At 69.3% G+C, this 14,143-nt stretch carries 17 protein-coding genes; 3 read left to right on the top strand and 14 right to left on the bottom strand.

The window, feature by feature from the left end; all coding sequences use genetic code 11:
• The 5 genes from I71_RS30910 to I71_RS30890 all read right to left on the bottom strand — a co-directional run.
• On the bottom strand, nucleotides 1-833 hold an 833-nt coding region (locus I71_RS30910), incomplete at its 3' end, for a LysR family transcriptional regulator (RefSeq protein ID WP_244434160.1).
• A 351-nt stretch (nucleotides 834-1,184) separates the two neighbouring features.
• The gene (locus I71_RS30905) at nucleotides 1,185-2,081 is read right to left on the bottom strand and encodes a U32 family peptidase (RefSeq protein WP_042703358.1); all 897 of its coding nucleotides are present in this window, start codon (nucleotides 2,079-2,081) and stop codon (nucleotides 1,185-1,187) included.
• Between the two features lie 13 nt (nucleotides 2,082-2,094).
• Entirely contained in the window at nucleotides 2,095-3,093 is a 999-nt protein-coding gene (locus tag I71_RS30900; protein WP_042703356.1) for a peptidase U32 family protein, read from the bottom strand.
• 6 nt (nucleotides 3,094-3,099) lie between these two features.
• Entirely contained in the window at nucleotides 3,100-3,780 is a 681-nt protein-coding gene (locus tag I71_RS30895; RefSeq protein ID WP_042703354.1) for an SCP2 domain-containing protein, read from the bottom strand.
• 100 nt (nucleotides 3,781-3,880) lie between these two features.
• Nucleotides 3,881-4,327, bottom strand: a complete 447-nt coding sequence (locus I71_RS30890) for a hemerythrin domain-containing protein (RefSeq protein ID WP_042703368.1) — start codon at nucleotides 4,325-4,327, stop codon at nucleotides 3,881-3,883.
• A 252-nt stretch (nucleotides 4,328-4,579) separates the two neighbouring features.
• Here I71_RS30890 and I71_RS30885 point away from each other — a divergent pair, with 252 nt between their 5' ends.
• The gene (locus tag I71_RS30885) at nucleotides 4,580-5,848 is read left to right on the top strand and encodes a serine hydrolase (protein ID WP_083897475.1); all 1,269 of its coding nucleotides are present in this window, start codon (nucleotides 4,580-4,582) and stop codon (nucleotides 5,846-5,848) included.
• 12 nt (nucleotides 5,849-5,860) lie between these two features.
• Here I71_RS30885 and I71_RS30880 read toward each other — a convergent pair whose 3' ends face one another.
• The 5 genes from I71_RS30880 to I71_RS30860 form a co-directional block, all read right to left on the bottom strand.
• Nucleotides 5,861-6,763 carry an SDR family oxidoreductase gene (locus I71_RS30880; RefSeq protein ID WP_042703352.1) on the bottom strand — a complete coding sequence of 301 codons (903 nt, stop codon included), beginning with the start codon at nucleotides 6,761-6,763 and terminating at the stop codon, nucleotides 5,861-5,863.
• Between the two features lie 111 nt (nucleotides 6,764-6,874).
• Nucleotides 6,875-7,417, bottom strand: coding sequence for a DUF2249 domain-containing protein (locus tag I71_RS30875; protein ID WP_042703350.1), 543 nt, complete (start codon nucleotides 7,415-7,417; stop codon nucleotides 6,875-6,877).
• Between the two features lie 118 nt (nucleotides 7,418-7,535).
• A complete protein-coding gene (locus I71_RS30870; RefSeq protein WP_042703348.1) occupies nucleotides 7,536-8,027 on the bottom strand; it encodes a hemerythrin domain-containing protein in 492 nt (163 codons plus the stop codon).
• Nucleotides 8,027-8,260, bottom strand: coding sequence for a DUF1858 domain-containing protein (locus I71_RS30865; RefSeq protein ID WP_042703347.1), 234 nt, complete (start codon nucleotides 8,258-8,260; stop codon nucleotides 8,027-8,029). Before I71_RS30865 ends, I71_RS30870 begins: the two co-directional genes overlap by 1 nt.
• 87 nt (nucleotides 8,261-8,347) lie before the next feature.
• Nucleotides 8,348-9,064 carry a Crp/Fnr family transcriptional regulator gene (locus I71_RS30860; protein ID WP_042703345.1) on the bottom strand — a complete coding sequence of 239 codons (717 nt, stop codon included), beginning with the start codon at nucleotides 9,062-9,064 and terminating at the stop codon, nucleotides 8,348-8,350.
• Between the two features lie 121 nt (nucleotides 9,065-9,185).
• On the opposite strand from I71_RS30860, the gene I71_RS30855 reads away from it, so the two are divergent.
• The gene (locus I71_RS30855) at nucleotides 9,186-10,304 is read left to right on the top strand and encodes an NnrS family protein (protein ID WP_049976416.1); all 1,119 of its coding nucleotides are present in this window, start codon (nucleotides 9,186-9,188) and stop codon (nucleotides 10,302-10,304) included.
• Here the strand turns inward: I71_RS30855 and I71_RS30850 are convergent.
• The 4 genes from I71_RS30850 to I71_RS30835 all read right to left on the bottom strand — a co-directional run bounded on the left by I71_RS30850 (nucleotide 10,269) and on the right by I71_RS30835 (nucleotide 13,524).
• Nucleotides 10,269-10,940 (bottom strand): alpha/beta hydrolase, encoded by a 672-nt coding sequence (locus I71_RS30850; RefSeq protein ID WP_049976415.1) that lies wholly within the window; start codon nucleotides 10,938-10,940, stop codon nucleotides 10,269-10,271. The genes I71_RS30855 and I71_RS30850 overlap by 36 nt on opposite strands.
• Before the next feature lie 28 nt (nucleotides 10,941-10,968).
• A complete protein-coding gene (locus tag I71_RS30845) occupies nucleotides 10,969-11,970 on the bottom strand; it encodes a glutathione S-transferase family protein (RefSeq protein ID WP_042703343.1) in 1,002 nt (333 codons plus the stop codon).
• An 82-nt stretch (nucleotides 11,971-12,052) separates the two neighbouring features.
• Nucleotides 12,053-12,637 (bottom strand): YceI family protein, encoded by a 585-nt coding sequence (locus I71_RS30840; RefSeq protein ID WP_042703341.1) that lies wholly within the window; start codon nucleotides 12,635-12,637, stop codon nucleotides 12,053-12,055.
• Between the two features lie 47 nt (nucleotides 12,638-12,684).
• A complete protein-coding gene (locus I71_RS30835; RefSeq protein WP_042703339.1) occupies nucleotides 12,685-13,524 on the bottom strand; it encodes a hypothetical protein in 840 nt (279 codons plus the stop codon).
• A 122-nt stretch (nucleotides 13,525-13,646) separates the two neighbouring features.
• On the opposite strand from I71_RS30835, the gene I71_RS30830 reads away from it, so the two are divergent.
• Nucleotides 13,647-14,132, top strand: coding sequence for a LysR family transcriptional regulator (locus tag I71_RS30830; RefSeq protein WP_244434159.1), 486 nt, complete (start codon nucleotides 13,647-13,649; stop codon nucleotides 14,130-14,132).
• Nucleotides 14,133-14,143 lie beyond the last annotated feature (11 nt).

Here is a 14,143-nt window from a genome sequence, read left to right as displayed (position 1 = left end):
AGAAGCGGGGAAACGGCGGCAAAGTGCGGGACCGATACCGCCACCCGGCCGGTCAGCCCCTTGTCTCCGTCGGCCGCTTCGAGGATCAGCCGTTCGATCCAGACCCGGCGCGATACCCCGCGGTCGTCGATGAACCCATCGGCCGCCACCTCTTCACTGCCGGTCAACTCCACCACGATATGGGGAAATTCGAACAGGCGCTCCCGTGTCACCGGCCCGGTGGTCAGCGGATGTCCGTTGCGAACGACCACGGCTTCCGCTTCCTGGAACAGCGTGGTGTGGCGCACGCGGTCCGGCAGGTCGGCAAACCAGCCGATCACGAAATCGACCCGGCCGTCGTCGAGCTGTCGAACCACATCCATGCGGTTAAGCGGAAACACCCGCAGATCGATTTGCGGCGCAATGGGGCCGATCCGTGCGACAACACGCGGCAGGACGGCCACCGCCGCATAGTCGGTCGCGGCGATGCGGAAGGTGCGCACCGCCTCCGAGGGGACAAAGACCTTCGTGCTCATCGCGTCGGCGATCCGTCCCAGCCCATCGGCGATGCCGGGGGACAATTGGAGGGCGCGGGCGGTCGGCTCCATCCCGGAATCGCCGGGGATGAACAGGTCATCGTCCAGCGCCTGACGCAGCCGGGCGAGCGCGTGGCTGACCGCCGAGGGCGTTATCCGTAGCTCCCTGCTGGCCCCGATCACGCTGCGATGCTGCATGACGGTTTCGAACACCCGGAGCAGATTCAAGTCCAGTCTGCGGATTGGCACGACGTTGGTTCCATCGGTCGCTGTAGAGAAAGGCCTTAGCGACTCTAATCGCGCAACTGTCTCAGGCAATGGTCTTGAATGGTGCGGCCGGCGCTGCATCGACCGGAGAAGGGGGACACCGTGCTTTCGCACCGTCTCCCACCCTGTCGGTTCCTGGGCTGACGTGACGATGCTTGTCCGTCAAAGCCAAGCACGTCCCGGAGCGGCCGTCATTCCCGCGCAGGCGGGACTCCAGCGTGTCCCAGGCGAATCCTATGGGTGAACTTGGATCCCCGCCTGCGCGGGGATGACGGAAAGCCCAAAAAATTCCAGAGGCTTACACGAAAAACCAAAAGCTTGGGGTCTGTCCGGTGCCTATTGCAAGGCACCGGACAGGTTCTGGCGCCATCCAGGGGATGGACGGCACGGCGGGCCGTCCCGTCACGCCACCCGCAACGCCCCGGCGGTGTCGTGGTAGAACCCGTTGACCAGCGGCGCCGCGATCGACCCACCCAGTTCCGCGGCGACCTCCGCCCCGTCGCGCCGCCCGTCCAGCACCGCGCGGAACGCCTCGGCCACCCGCACCATGTCCATGGCCTGCGGCGACAGCCGGAAGCGCGAAACCCCCATCGCCACCAGCTCTGGCATCTCCGCCGCCAGGCACAGACAGCCGTGCGACATCGTCTGCGTGCCGTTGACGGTCAGGAAGGGTTGCCCGTCCATCGTCGTCACCGGCATGCCGTCCGGGTCGTTGCCGCAGACGAACTGGCAGCCGTCCTTGTGCAGCCCATGGGCGCGCGCATGATAGCAGCGGGCCGAGATGGCGAGCGGCGCCCGGCCCCAGACCTGCACCTCCGTCTCGACTCCCAACTCCCGCCCGGCTCTGGCCAGCACCCCGACGGTGGCGGCCGGCAGCTCGGCGGGCAGCGACACCGCCACCGCCCCGCGCTCCGCCATCCAGCCCAGCGTCGCCTCGTTGTAGACGTTGATCGTCGGCCCGACCGCATGGGGCCGCCCGGCCAGCAGGGCCAGCGCCCCCATGTCGTTCGCCTCCACAAGACCGGCATCTGCGTTCACCAGATCGCGCATAGCCGACCGTTCGCGTTCGCTGCCGACCAGGATCGGGCTGGCGAGCCACACCGTCTTGCCGGCGGCGCTCAACCGCTCGATCACCTCGCCCATCGCCTCGGCGAAGAAGGGCGCCCGCTTGAAGCAGACGACCTCACCGACGATGACGGTGTCCACCGGCGCCTCGTCGGCGATGCGGGCGTAGAAGTCGCGCCAGCGGTCGACCGGCCAGTTGAACAGCACCGGCCCCAGAGTGAGTGACGCAGTCATTCCGAAAAACTCCTTATCGCCACGCACGGGTGTAGGCGCCGGTGGTCTGGGTTCCGCCCTCGACCATCGCCTGGAGATCGATGTGCGGCACCGGCCGCCCGGCGGCGAAGCTTTCCAGCGCCTCGCGATAGGCGCGGACCACCGCGGCGATATAGGCCTTGCCGCGCTGCCGCCCCTCGATCTTCAGCGCCCGCACGCCGGCCGCCTTCAGCTCCGGCAGCAGATCCATCGCGTTGAGGCTGGTCGGCTCCTCGAACAGATAGGCCGGCCCCTCGCCACTGCCGGCCCCGGCGACGAAGCGGCCCTTGCACAGGGTCGGATAGCCGGCCTGCTCGCCCTCGCCGAACACGTTGATGGTGAAGCCGCCCAGCGTCGAGGCCAGCGCGCCGCCCCGCTGCTCGTAGCGGACATGGTTGGCCGGCGAACAGACGCCTTGCTTGTTGGGCGACAGGCCGGTGGCGTAGGAGGACAGCGAGCAGCGCCCTTCCGCCATCGGGCAGAGGCCGCCGAAGACGAACACCTCGGTCTCGATGTCGATCTCGGCGTTCAGCCTGGCGATGTCCGGCACCGTCAGCACGCGCGGCAGCACCACCCGCCGCACGCCGAAGGCATCGCGGTACAGCCGGATCGCCTCCACATTCGCGGCGGAGGCCTGGACCGACAGGTGCAGGCGCAGGTCGGGATGGCGCTTGGCGGCATAGGCCAGCAGCCCCGGATCGGCCATGATGACCGCATCGACCTTCAGCCGCGCCGCATCGTCCACCGCCTTCTGCCAGGGGCCGAGATTGCCGGCCTGCGGATAGGTGTTGATGGCGACATAGACCTCGACCCGCCGGGCATGGGCATAGTCCACCGCGTCGGCCACATCCTGGCGGGTGAAGTTCAGCCCCGGGAAGTTCCGGGCATTGGTTTCGTCGCGGAAGCCGAGATAGACGGCATCGGCCCCGGCATCGACAGCGGCACGCAGCGCGGCCGGGGTCCCCGCCGGACAGATCAGTTCGAAATTGTCCATGATTCCCTATGCCCCCATGCCCGGCAACTTCCCCGGCAAAGTGCCGGGCAGCGCTCCGGTGATGCGGGCCTCCACCCGTTCGATCCCGCGCCGCAGCGGCGGCGGCAGCAGCCGGCGCGCGGCCTCGATCCGGTCCAGCACCGGCCCGGCGTTCCGCCGCAGCACCGGCAGCGCACGCGCCAGCGGCCCGGCGATGGAAACGGCGTCAGCCACCAGATCCATCTCGTCCTCGCCGTCCAGCGTGTTGCGGAGGGCGAGAATCAGGGCGGTATCGCCCGAGATGGCCAGCTCGCGCCGGAAGAACAGGGCATCGCCGTCGATCCGCCCTTCCAGCAGGTCGAGCAGCCGGGCATAAGGTCCCCGGACCACGGCATCGGCCGCCGCCTCACCCAGACCATCCGCGCCACGGGGCAGGGCATGCAGCGACAATTCCGGGCCGACGCGCATCAGAAGCGCCACCGGAGCATCCACCGGCTCGATCAGAACGCGGGCGTCCTGCAGTTCGCGCAGCGCCTCGAAGGCGCGGGGATGCCGGTCGGCCAGCAGCCGCAGCAGGCGGGCGAGCAGCGCATCGCTGGCTCGCCGCCCCAGCTTGGGCACCAGACCCAGCCCGGCCCGGCTCAGCCCGGTCTCGAACCGGCGGGCGCGTTCTTCGGAAACACTCGTTGCGACATCGGGATCGCGCATGGGCGGCTTCCCTCCTCATCGGTCATTCCGCCGCCCATGAAAGCCGGTAACCGCCTGACGTCATTGACCTCGGTCAAGTTCACGCTTGAAAGGTCGGCCGTCAGGCCGCGGTCGCCAGCCCGGCGCGGTCGATCAGGTCGTACAGCTCGCGATCCTCGCGGCCGATGCGGTGTTTCAGCGCAGTGACCACCTCGCGGGTCTCGCGGACGAAGGCGACCGGGTCCTTGGCGACCGCCACCGGACCGGGCCAGCGCGTCCGGTACAGGTCGAACCGCGCCCGCAGATCGCCCATCTCCGCCTGGAACCGCGCCGCCGTGCCGCGCAGCGTGGCGTCGGGATGCGCCAGCAGCCGGGGATAGAGCGCACTGTCTTCCAGCGACAGGTGGACGGCGAAGATGCCGAACAGCTCCCGCACCGTGGCGATCAGCGCCGCCGGATCGGTCTCCACCGACCGTGAGGCAAGCTGCAGCTCGATGCGGCCGACCAGCTGGCCGACCGTGGCATGGTGGTCGCGGTAAAGCGCGGTACCGAGGGCGATCTTGGTCATGATGCTGTCTCCAACCGGTGCCGCCCTTGATTGGGCGGCCTTGACGCCAGCATGACGGCCGTCGGCTCCGGCATCGTTGCGCCACCGCAAACTGTTTTCCGGCATCCGTCAGCGGGTGCCCCAGGGTCCAGGCATCGCAATCGGATGACCGTCCCTTCCCAGCCATCCGCCCTCCGATCCACACGAGGAACGCGAAATCGGAGGAGCCATGCGCTATTGATTGCATCCGGGCGGCATCGAGGGAGGAAGACGATGGATCGCGGACAAATTTCCCTGCCTCGCTTCCCCCGGCTCCTGGCGGTCCTGCTGCTGCTCGCCCTTGTTCCACGCCCATCCGCCGCCGCCCCGGATGAGGACATCCTGGGCAAGGCCGCGGGCTACCCGGTCGCGCCGACCATCGGCGACAGCCGCAGGGAGCGTTACCGGGTCGGCTCCTTCAGCGCGCTCGACACGCTGGCTCCCTCCTGCGCGCTCGATCCGGCCCCGGTCCCGCTGGACCTGCCGGTCGGGACACCGGTCAATTTCGGCTACCGCTTCTCCGGCGGGACATACACGCTCGACGACTATGTGCAGCGCCAGCGGGCCACGGCCGTTCTCGTGCTGCATGACGGCAGGATCGTTGCCGAACGTTACAACTACGGGCGCACGCCCGACATGAGGATGCTGTCGAACTCCATGGCGAAGACGATCACCGCGCTCGGTCTCGTCAAAGCGCTGGAAGACGGTGCGATCCGCTCGTTCGACGATACCGCCGCGACCTATGTGCCGGAGCTGCGGGGCACGCTCTATGGCGAGACGAAAATCGTCAATCTGTTGCGCATGGCCTCCGGCGCGAAATTCATCGAGACCTACAAGCCGGACGATGACCGTGCGGCCTACAATCGGATCACGCGCCGGGACGGCAACATCGCCGCCGCCCGCAGCATCGCCGAACGCGCCGAGCCGGAAGGCACCCGGTTCAATTATGCCGGTGCCCAGACGCAGATCCTCGGCCTTGTGCTGCGCGCCGCGACCGGCAGGACCCTGTGCGACTATATCGGCGAAAGGATCTGGCGCCCCATCGGGGCGGAGGCCGGGGCAAGCTGGATGCTGAATCCGGCCGACCGGGCGGAGGTGGCGCAAGGCGACTTCAATGCCACCGTCCGCGATTACGGCCGCCTTGGACTGATGCTGGCCAATGACGGGCTGGTGTCCGGCCGTCCCGTCATCTCGGCCGACCATCTACTCGACATGACGGAGGCATCGCGCCAGCCCCCGGCCTTCCGCCCCGGACAGATGCGGTGGCGCGACAGCACCTATTACGGCTATGGGTTCCAGGTCTGGCTGCTGCCCGGCAGCCATCGCCGCTTCGTTCTGCTGGGCATCTATGGGCAGGCGATCTATGTCGACCCAATGCTGAAGCTGGTGATGGTCCACACGGCCGTCGGCAAGGATGCAAGCGGGGATGCAAGCCAGACGCATCTCGGCGCCGAACGCGACGCGCTCTTTCGCGGCATCGTCGCACGGTACGGCGAGTGGTGATCCCGGCCGCCCTTACGGCTGGCCGCTGCCGCCGGCCGCGCCATAGACATGGCCGGTGGTGAAGCTGGCATCCTCCGCGGCGAGCTGGACATAGATGCTGGCAAGCTCGGCCGGCTGGCCGGGGCGCCCAAAGGGGGTCTGGCTGCCGAATTGCTTCAGCTTCTCCTGGCTGGCGCCGCCGCTGACCTGCAAGGGGGTCCAGATCGGGCCGGGGGCCACGCCGTTGACGCGGATGCCCTTACCCGCCAGCTGCTTGGCCAGCGACTTGACGTAATTCATCGTCGCCGCCTTGGTCTGGGCATAGGCGTACAGGTCGGGCGTCGGGTCGTAGGCCTGTTCCGAGGTGGTGCCGATGATGACGGAGCCCGGCTTCAGGTGGGGCAGGGCGGCCTTGATGATCCAGAAGGGGGCGTAGATGTTGGTCTTCATCGTCGCGTCGAACTCCTCGCTGCTGATGTCGAGGATCGATGGGAAGGCCTGCTGACGCGCCGCGTTGCAGACAAGGATGTCCAGCCCGCCCAGGCCCGCAACGGCATCGGCCACCAGCTTTCGGCAGAAGACCTCGTCGCGCAGATCGCCGGGGATCGCCACCGCCTTGCGGCCGGCCTCCTCGATCAGGGCGACGACGTCCTGGGCGTCCGGCTCCTCGGTCGGGAAATAATTGATGGCGACGTCGGCGCCCTCGCGGGCATAGGCGATGGCGGCGGCCCGGCCCATGCCGGAATCGCCGCCGGTGATCAATGCCTTGCGCCCTGCCAGCCGGCCGGCCCCCCTGTAGCTGGTCTCGCCATGGTCCGGCGGCGGGTCCATGTCACGGGCCAGCCCCGGCCAGGGCTGCGACTGGCCGTTGAAGGGCGGGCGCGGGTATTTGCTGCGCGGGTCCTGCGGCGTGACGGTGTCGTCCTTGCGGTCCATGGCGGTCTCCTGATCCGGCACTTCTCTGTGCGAGGCGGCGATGCCTCGCACAGAGAACCGGTCGGGGCAGGAATGGTTGCCGCAACCCTGACCTTCGGTCGCGGAAGCCCCTCAGCCGCACATGCCGCCGCAGCAGGAACCGTTGCGCCGGGCCAGCAGCCGCTCATAGGCGATGCCGACCACGCCGGCCGGCGGGATGACGCCCTGCAACAGCGCCAGCACGTCGTCCTCCAGCGTGCCCGGCGGGACATCCGTCACCTCGCAGACCGAGCCGCCGTTGCCGTCAGGCCCCAGCCGCGCGTCCGCCGCCGCGACCGTCACGTCGCCGTTGCGGTCGATGCACACGCGCAGGCTGGTTGCGGCCGCACCCTGGGGCAGGGCGATGCGCACTGCCCAGACTTCGGGTCCCTGTTGCAGATATTCCCAGGAGAATCCGGCGCCGAACAGGCTGAGCAACTGGTGGTGCAGCGGGCGCGGGTCATGGTCGTTGACCAGCGAGAAGCCGTCGCCGGGCGACAGATCCTGCACCGATGCGAAGATCAGCTGGTGGCGCTGATAGGGCGGGATGGTGCGGAGATCGAGAACCGGCTCGGCCTGGGCAGGAGTAAGCTGGGCGGGAGTGGGCTGGGCGGGTTTTGAAAGGGTGGTCGGCATCGTCGTCCGTCTGGTCTGTGGGGCTGCGGCAGGATCGCCGCAAAATCGCCATGCCCCCTGTAACCCGAATCGCCGCCCCCTTCTTTGCTCCGGCACAAACGCCGGAGCGGGTGAGCGCTCAACTGTTCATCGCCGCGGAGAACGCCCTGTCCTCCTCAGCCGACAGCAGGGCATCGGTGGCCGGAACCAGCGTCGTTTCCTCCTTCTGGATGTGCAGGACCAGGACCCGCACCAGCTCCTCGCCGAAGCTGCGCAAGACCGGCCAGCTGTCCCGGTCGAATCCCTCGCGCAGGGCCAGCGCGCAGAAGCGGCCCAGCCGGCGGGCAATCGGCCGCATATGCTCGTGGTCCTCCAGAAGGTCGGCCGTCCACTCATGCCCGCCCGCCGAGGCCAGCACCGGGAACAGCGCCTCCGCCGCCGCGAAATGGCTCTCCAGCGGCCCGTCCAGCTCGGCGGCGAGATCTACGACGATGTTCCGCTCCTCCGCCGTCAGCACCGGCAGACTGTCCCCACCGTGACGGCCGAACAGGGTGTCGAGCCGGTCCAGCAGATCCATCACGCGATGGTGGTCGTCATGCAGGAGGCGTCCGGTCAGGCTGTCGGTGTGCATCACACGGTCTCCATCGAAGAACACGCCGGCCCGTCCAGGCCGGCCATCTCCTCCAGCAGGGCGCCAAGCTCCAAACCATAGGCCTCGGCCGCCTCGCTCACCGTCATGAAGGGCGCCATGGCACAGCCGGGGCAGGCAAGGCCATGGCGCAGCAGCACCGGCACCGCCGCCGGGCGCCCACGCATGAACTCGGCCATGGTCAGATCGGCGAGCTGGAGTTCGCGGGCCGTCATTTCGGCATGCTCCGGCACGGTGGACAGGCCACCACCTTATCCCCCCGGCCACCGGCGGTCTTTGCGCCACCGCAACCCGGCGGGCGGTCACTCCCGTTTCGGCACCGGCGGCAGATCCTCGGCGATGGCGACCAGCGCGTGAGGCTTGCGGATCACCACCTGCTGCCGGCCGCTCTCGACGATGCCCTGGCTTTCCCAGGCCGACAGGGTGCGGCTGACGGTGTGGAGCGTCGTCCCCGTCATCTCCGCCACATCCTGCCGGGACAGCGGAAAGTCGATCTCCACCCCCGCCTCGACCCGCCGCCCGGCCTGACGCACCAGACGCAGCAGGGCATGGGCGATGCGGCGCTCCACCCGCTCGGTCGCCACCTCCCGAAGCCGGTTCTGCAACTCGCGCAGCCGGCCGCCGACGATCGACAGCGCATTGCGGGCGATGGCGGGATGGCGGTCCATCAGCTCGGTCATCGTCGCGGCCGGCCAGGACAGCTCGACGCAATCGGCGACCGCGACGGCGTCGGCCGGATAGAGTCCGTCGGTGAAGATCGCCAGCGTCCCGAACATCTCGCCGGGGCCGATGAAGCGCATCACCACCTGCTGACCGTCCGGGCCGGTCTGCACGATCTTCACCCGCCCGTCGATCAGCGCATGGCCGGCCGCCGCCGGTTCCCCCTGGCTGAAGATGGCGGTGCCGCGGGGATGCAGCCGGGGCCGCGCCAGCGCCACCGCGTCGGCCAGCCCATCGGCGTCCAGCCCGGCGAACAGCGGCATGCCGCGCAGCACGGCGGGATCGGGAGGCGGGGGCATGGCGGTCGTCCTGGCTCGCTGGGCAGTCAGCATCCATTCGTGCACGACTTTGTTGTGGCTCAAAGCGCGAAATCCCGCCGCCCGCCAGAATGACCGCACCTTTCAGGGAAAGCCCCCCGCCATGCCCACTCCCCTCACCAGCGCCCACCGGCCGATGTATCCGGCGGCAGCCCTCTTCGCGGCGCTGGCCGTCCCGCTGTGGCTGGCCCAGCTCGGCGGCCTGCTGCCGCTTGGCTGGTCGCCGGCGGTCCATGCGCACGAGATGACGCTCGGCTATGCGCTGGCGGTGGTCGGCGGCTTCCTGATGACGCGGCTGTCGCGCCCGATGGTGGCGGTCGCCGTCCTGTCCTGGCTCGCCGGCCGGCTGGCGCTGCTGGCCGGACTGCCGGCGGTCCTCGCCCTGCCGCTCTGCTTCGCCTATCCGCTGCTGCTGTTCGTCGTCGCCGGCCTGCCATTCCTGCGCACCAGCCGCAGTGGCCACAATGCGGTGTTCGGCCCGCTGATCGGCGCCTTCCTGCTTGCCGAGGCGCTGTTCTGGGCCGGGCAGCTGGGCCTTCTCCCCGACCGAGGCCAACCCGTCGGTCTGCTGCTGGTCGCCACGCTGCTGCTGACCATGGGCGGACGGGTCATCCCCGCCGCCACCGCCGGAGCCCTGCGCCGCCAGGGGATCGCCCTCACGCACCGGGTTCAACCCAGGCTGGAGGCGCTGGGCATCGCCGGAGCCGTCCTCTGCCTGCTGTCGGCAATCACCGGCCTGCAGCCGCTCATCGGCGCCGCAGGTGCCATGATGGCCGGGACGAGCGCGCTGCTGCGGCTCGCCCGCTGGAAATCGCTTCGCCTGCTGCGCCAAGCAGAGATCGCCAGCCTGCATCTCGGCTATCTCTGCCTGGGTGCCGGCTGGTCGCTGTCGGCGGGCGCCGCCCTGTTCGACCTGCCGCCCGCCGCCGGCTGGCATATGCTGGGGGTCGGGGCGCTGGGCATCCTCGCCAGCGCCATGACGATCCGTACCACCCTTCAGCGCGAGGCGGAGCCGGAACGCTTCCCGCCGGCGGCGACCGCCGCGGTCGGGCTGATCGCCCTGGCGGCGGTGCTGCGCGTGGCGGCGGCATGGTGGCCGTCGATGACATTGCTGATGGCTGGGGCAACCTTCTGGACGCTCGGGCAGCTGCTGACCGCCGCCACGCTGCTCACCCGGCCGCGGCGGTCACGCCGAGGGCAGGACGCGCTCCAGGAAGCTTAGGCCGAGCTGCGCCCCGGCCGCGGTGATGGTGTGGGGGACGCCGCGCAGCAGATGCTCCTCCACCGCAAAACCGGCGGAGCGGAGATGCGCCGCGGCGGCCTGCACCACGGCCGGCGGCATGATGCTGTCCGCCGTACCGCCGATCATCAGAACCGGCGGACGCCGTTCCACCCCGTCCGGGGTCGGGACAGGCGCGGCGATGCGGCCGGCGAAGGCAAGGACCGCGCCGCATCGCTCCGGAGCGGTCATGGCGAGATGAAGCGCCATGATGCTGCCCTGGCTGAAGCCGACCAGCGCCACATCGGCCGGCGCGACGCCGGCCCTCTGCCGTTCGGCCTCGATGAGTTCGACGAGGGCCGGCAGGGCGGCCGCGACGCGGGCGGGGCGGTTCTCCTCCGTCACACCGGCGATGCTGAACCATTGATGCCCGTTGCCCATGTCGAACGGCTGCGGCGCGTCGGGCGCCGCGAAGGCGGTGCCGGGCAGCGCCTGCCGCCAGGATTGGGCGAGCGGCATCAGGTCGGCGCCGGACGACCCGACGCCGTGCAGCAGGATGACCAGCCGCCGTGCCGCCGTCCCGGAGGCCGGGGGAAGGCGCAGGATGCCGTTGGAACCGTCCGCGGGGATGCTGCTCATGGAAAGCGTCCTTCCTGCCGTCGATGCGTCACCCGCGCTGCCAGATGCCCTTGCCGGGCAGCCGGTCGCGATCTTGCGGACGGTCGAAGTCCAGCGCCGGCCCCTTCGGCACGATCAGCGTCGGGTTGATCGCCGGGTTGGTGTAGTAGCCGGCCTTGATGTGGTCGATCCGCACCGTGTCGCGGATGCCCGGCCACTGGTACAGCTCGCGCAGGTAAGCCGACAGGTTGGGATAATCCTCGATCCGCCGCAGGTTGCATTTGAAGGCGCCGTGATAGGCGGCGTCGAAGCGGACCAGCGTCACGAACAGGCGCCAGTCGGCCTCCGTCAGATGCACCCCCGCCAGATAGCGGCAGGCCGACAGATGCGCCTCCAGCCGGTCGAGCGTGGCGAACAGCCCGTCGAACGCCTCGTCGTAGCTGGCCTGCGACTTGGCGAAGCCGCAGCGATAGACGCCGTTGTTGACGCTGCCATAGACCAGCTCGTTCCAGCGGTCGATTTCCGACCGCAGCGGCTCGGGATAGAGATCCAGCCGGTTGCCGGTCAGCCCATCGAAGGCGCTGTTCAGGATGCGGATGATGTCGGCCGACTCGTTGTTGACGATGCGGCCTTCCTGACGATCCCACAGGACCGGCACCGACACCTTGCCGGTGTAGGTCGGGTCGCTCGCCGTGTAGAGGCTGTAATGGTGGCGGAAGCGGTCGATGCGCGGTCCGCCGTCCTGCTCCTCGGCATAGATCCAGCCGTCCTCGCCCAGCACCGGCTCGGCGACGGACAGGCCGACCACCCCGTCCAGCCCCTTCAGCGCCCGGAAGATCAGCGTGCGCGAAGCCCAGGGGCACAGGTAGGAGACATAGAGGTGATAGCGCCCGGCCACGGCCGGCAGGGTGGGGTTCCCGTCCCCATCGGGTGCGCCGTCCGGCGTGATCCAGCCGCGGAAGCGGGTCGGCTCGCGATGGAAGGCGCCGCCCTTGATCTCGCTGGCCGCGATGTCGCCCTTTTCCCAAACGCCGTTCACAAGCTGCGGCATCGCGGTTTCTCCTCTTCGGTCGGTACATATGCGAAGGGGCCGGCAAGCCGGCCCCTCCATCCTACAACAACCGGGCCGGCGATCAGGACTTGACCGCTTCGACCTCGATCAGCAGCTGGATGTCGTCGCCGATGGCCGGGGCGCCGTACTTCATGCCGAACTCGGTGCGCTTGACCGTGCCGCGGGCGGAGAAGCCGGCGGTCTCCAGCTTGCTGGCCGGGCTGACGCCGTCCTTGTTGAAGGTGACGTCCAGCACCACCGGCTTGGTCACGCCCAGCAGGGTCAGGTCGCCGAACAGCTTGCCGGTCTTGTCGCCGGTCTTCTCGATCTTCGTGCTCTTGAAGGTCATCTTCGGGAACTCCTTCGCATTGAAGAAGTCCGGCGAGCGCAGGTGCTCGTCACGCTTGGCGTGGTTGGTGTCGACGCTGGTGGTGTCGATGGTGACGGTGACCACGCTCTTCTCGACCGCGTCCTTGTCGAAGGTCACGTCGCCGCCGACCGTGTTGAAGCGGCCGATCACGTTGGAGAAGCCGACATGGTTGACGATGAAGGCCACGGCCGTGTGCGCCGGGTCGATCTTGTAGTTGACCGGGGCGGCGAAGGCGGGGGCAACAGCGCCGACGGCAGTCGCGGCGAACAGGGCGGCGGCAAACAGGGTCTTCTTCATGAACGCAACTCCGGGGAAAGGCAGGATTGAATGATCGGGAAGGGGGATCAGTAGGGCGACGCTTCGCCGCCGGTCAGCGCGAAGGCCGCGCCGATGGCGACCAGCGCCGGAAGGACCGCGACCACCGTGACGGCGGCCGCCGAAAGGGCGCGGCCGATCCGGCCGTTGCCCTGGGGAAGGAAGCGGCGCGCACAGCCGGCGAGCAGGGCAGGCAGGGCCAACAGCAGCACCGCGGCCTGGGTCTGGGTGAACAGGGCCAGCACGGCGGCCAGCAGCACGGCGATGCCGGTGGCGGCCTGGCCCGACAGGCCCCAGCCATGACGCTCCACCGGCCAGTTCCACAGCAGGAAGCCGCCGGCCGACGCCGCCAGCGCCAGCGCCATCTGGGCGATCGAGGCCGAGGAGCCGATCAGCGCGGTGCCGCCGACGGCCAGCGCCAGAGCCAGCAGCGAGGAGGCCGGCGCCATCGGGCTTGCCGACTCGTCCGAACCGCGGGCAAAAGCGACCCAAACCGCGGTGCCGAGCAGGATGATCAGGGTGACGACCGCCGCCGCGGAATCGAGGGCGGGCAGGGCGATCCACAGCAGCGAGGCGGCCAGCCAGACCGCCAGCACGGCGGACGCGACCCGGCCGCGGACACCCACCACATCGGCGGCGACACCGAGCAGCAATCCGGCGGCCGACGCCCAGAACAGCTTGCCCATGCTGGACGGCGGCGGCAGGGCCGGCAGACCGATCACCAGCGCGAAGACGACCAGGAAACCGGCGGCGATGCCGGCGGCCGCCAGCGAACGGCGCAGCAGGTGCAGGATGCCGACCAGGATCACGCCGACCAGCAGGGGCAGCACGCTGGATTGGACGAAGGGGTCTTGAAGCAGCTCGGACATGGGAAAAGCCGGTTTCCGATTGGATGGCGCAGGTTGCGCTTGGCCAAGACCCTAGCCTGTGCTCTGGTGAGCGCGAATTCGGGAGTTTTGCAAAAAGCATATGCAGGAATGAGCGGGAATAAATGATAAGTGGCAGCAGCTGGGATGATCTTCGCTATCTGCTGGCAGTTGCGCGGCATGGCTCCCTGTCGGCGGCGGCGCGCGTCCTGGGGGTGAACCACAGCACGGTCCTGCGCCGGGTGACGGCGCTGGAGGAGGCGATGGGCGCCCGGCTGTTCGACAAGCTGCCCGGCGGCTATGTGCTGACCGCGGCCGGCGACGAGATGCAGCGGGTGGCGCAGAAGATGGAGGAGGATCTGGCCGCCGCCAACCGGCTGCTGTCGGGCCGCGACACCCGGATCAGCGGCAGCCTGCGGGTCACCACCGTCGACATCCTGACAGGCACCCGCATCACCATCGCCCTCCCCGCAGTGTATGAACCGCCGGCCGAGGAGCGCCCGTTGCAGGTGGAGGCGGCCGGCAGCGCCAAGCCGCTGTTGCGGGTCGCGGCGCTGAAGCCGGCCGGCCATCTCGCCGGCAGCACCTCGATGACGCAGATCGGCCCCTGATCAGGCACGCG

This window comes from Azospirillum sp. B506 (genome assembly GCF_000333595.1).
GTDB lineage: Bacteria > Pseudomonadota > Alphaproteobacteria > Azospirillales > Azospirillaceae > Azospirillum.
The sequence above is the reverse complement of the archived record's forward strand: the minus strand, read 5'-3'. Positions and strand labels throughout refer to the sequence as shown.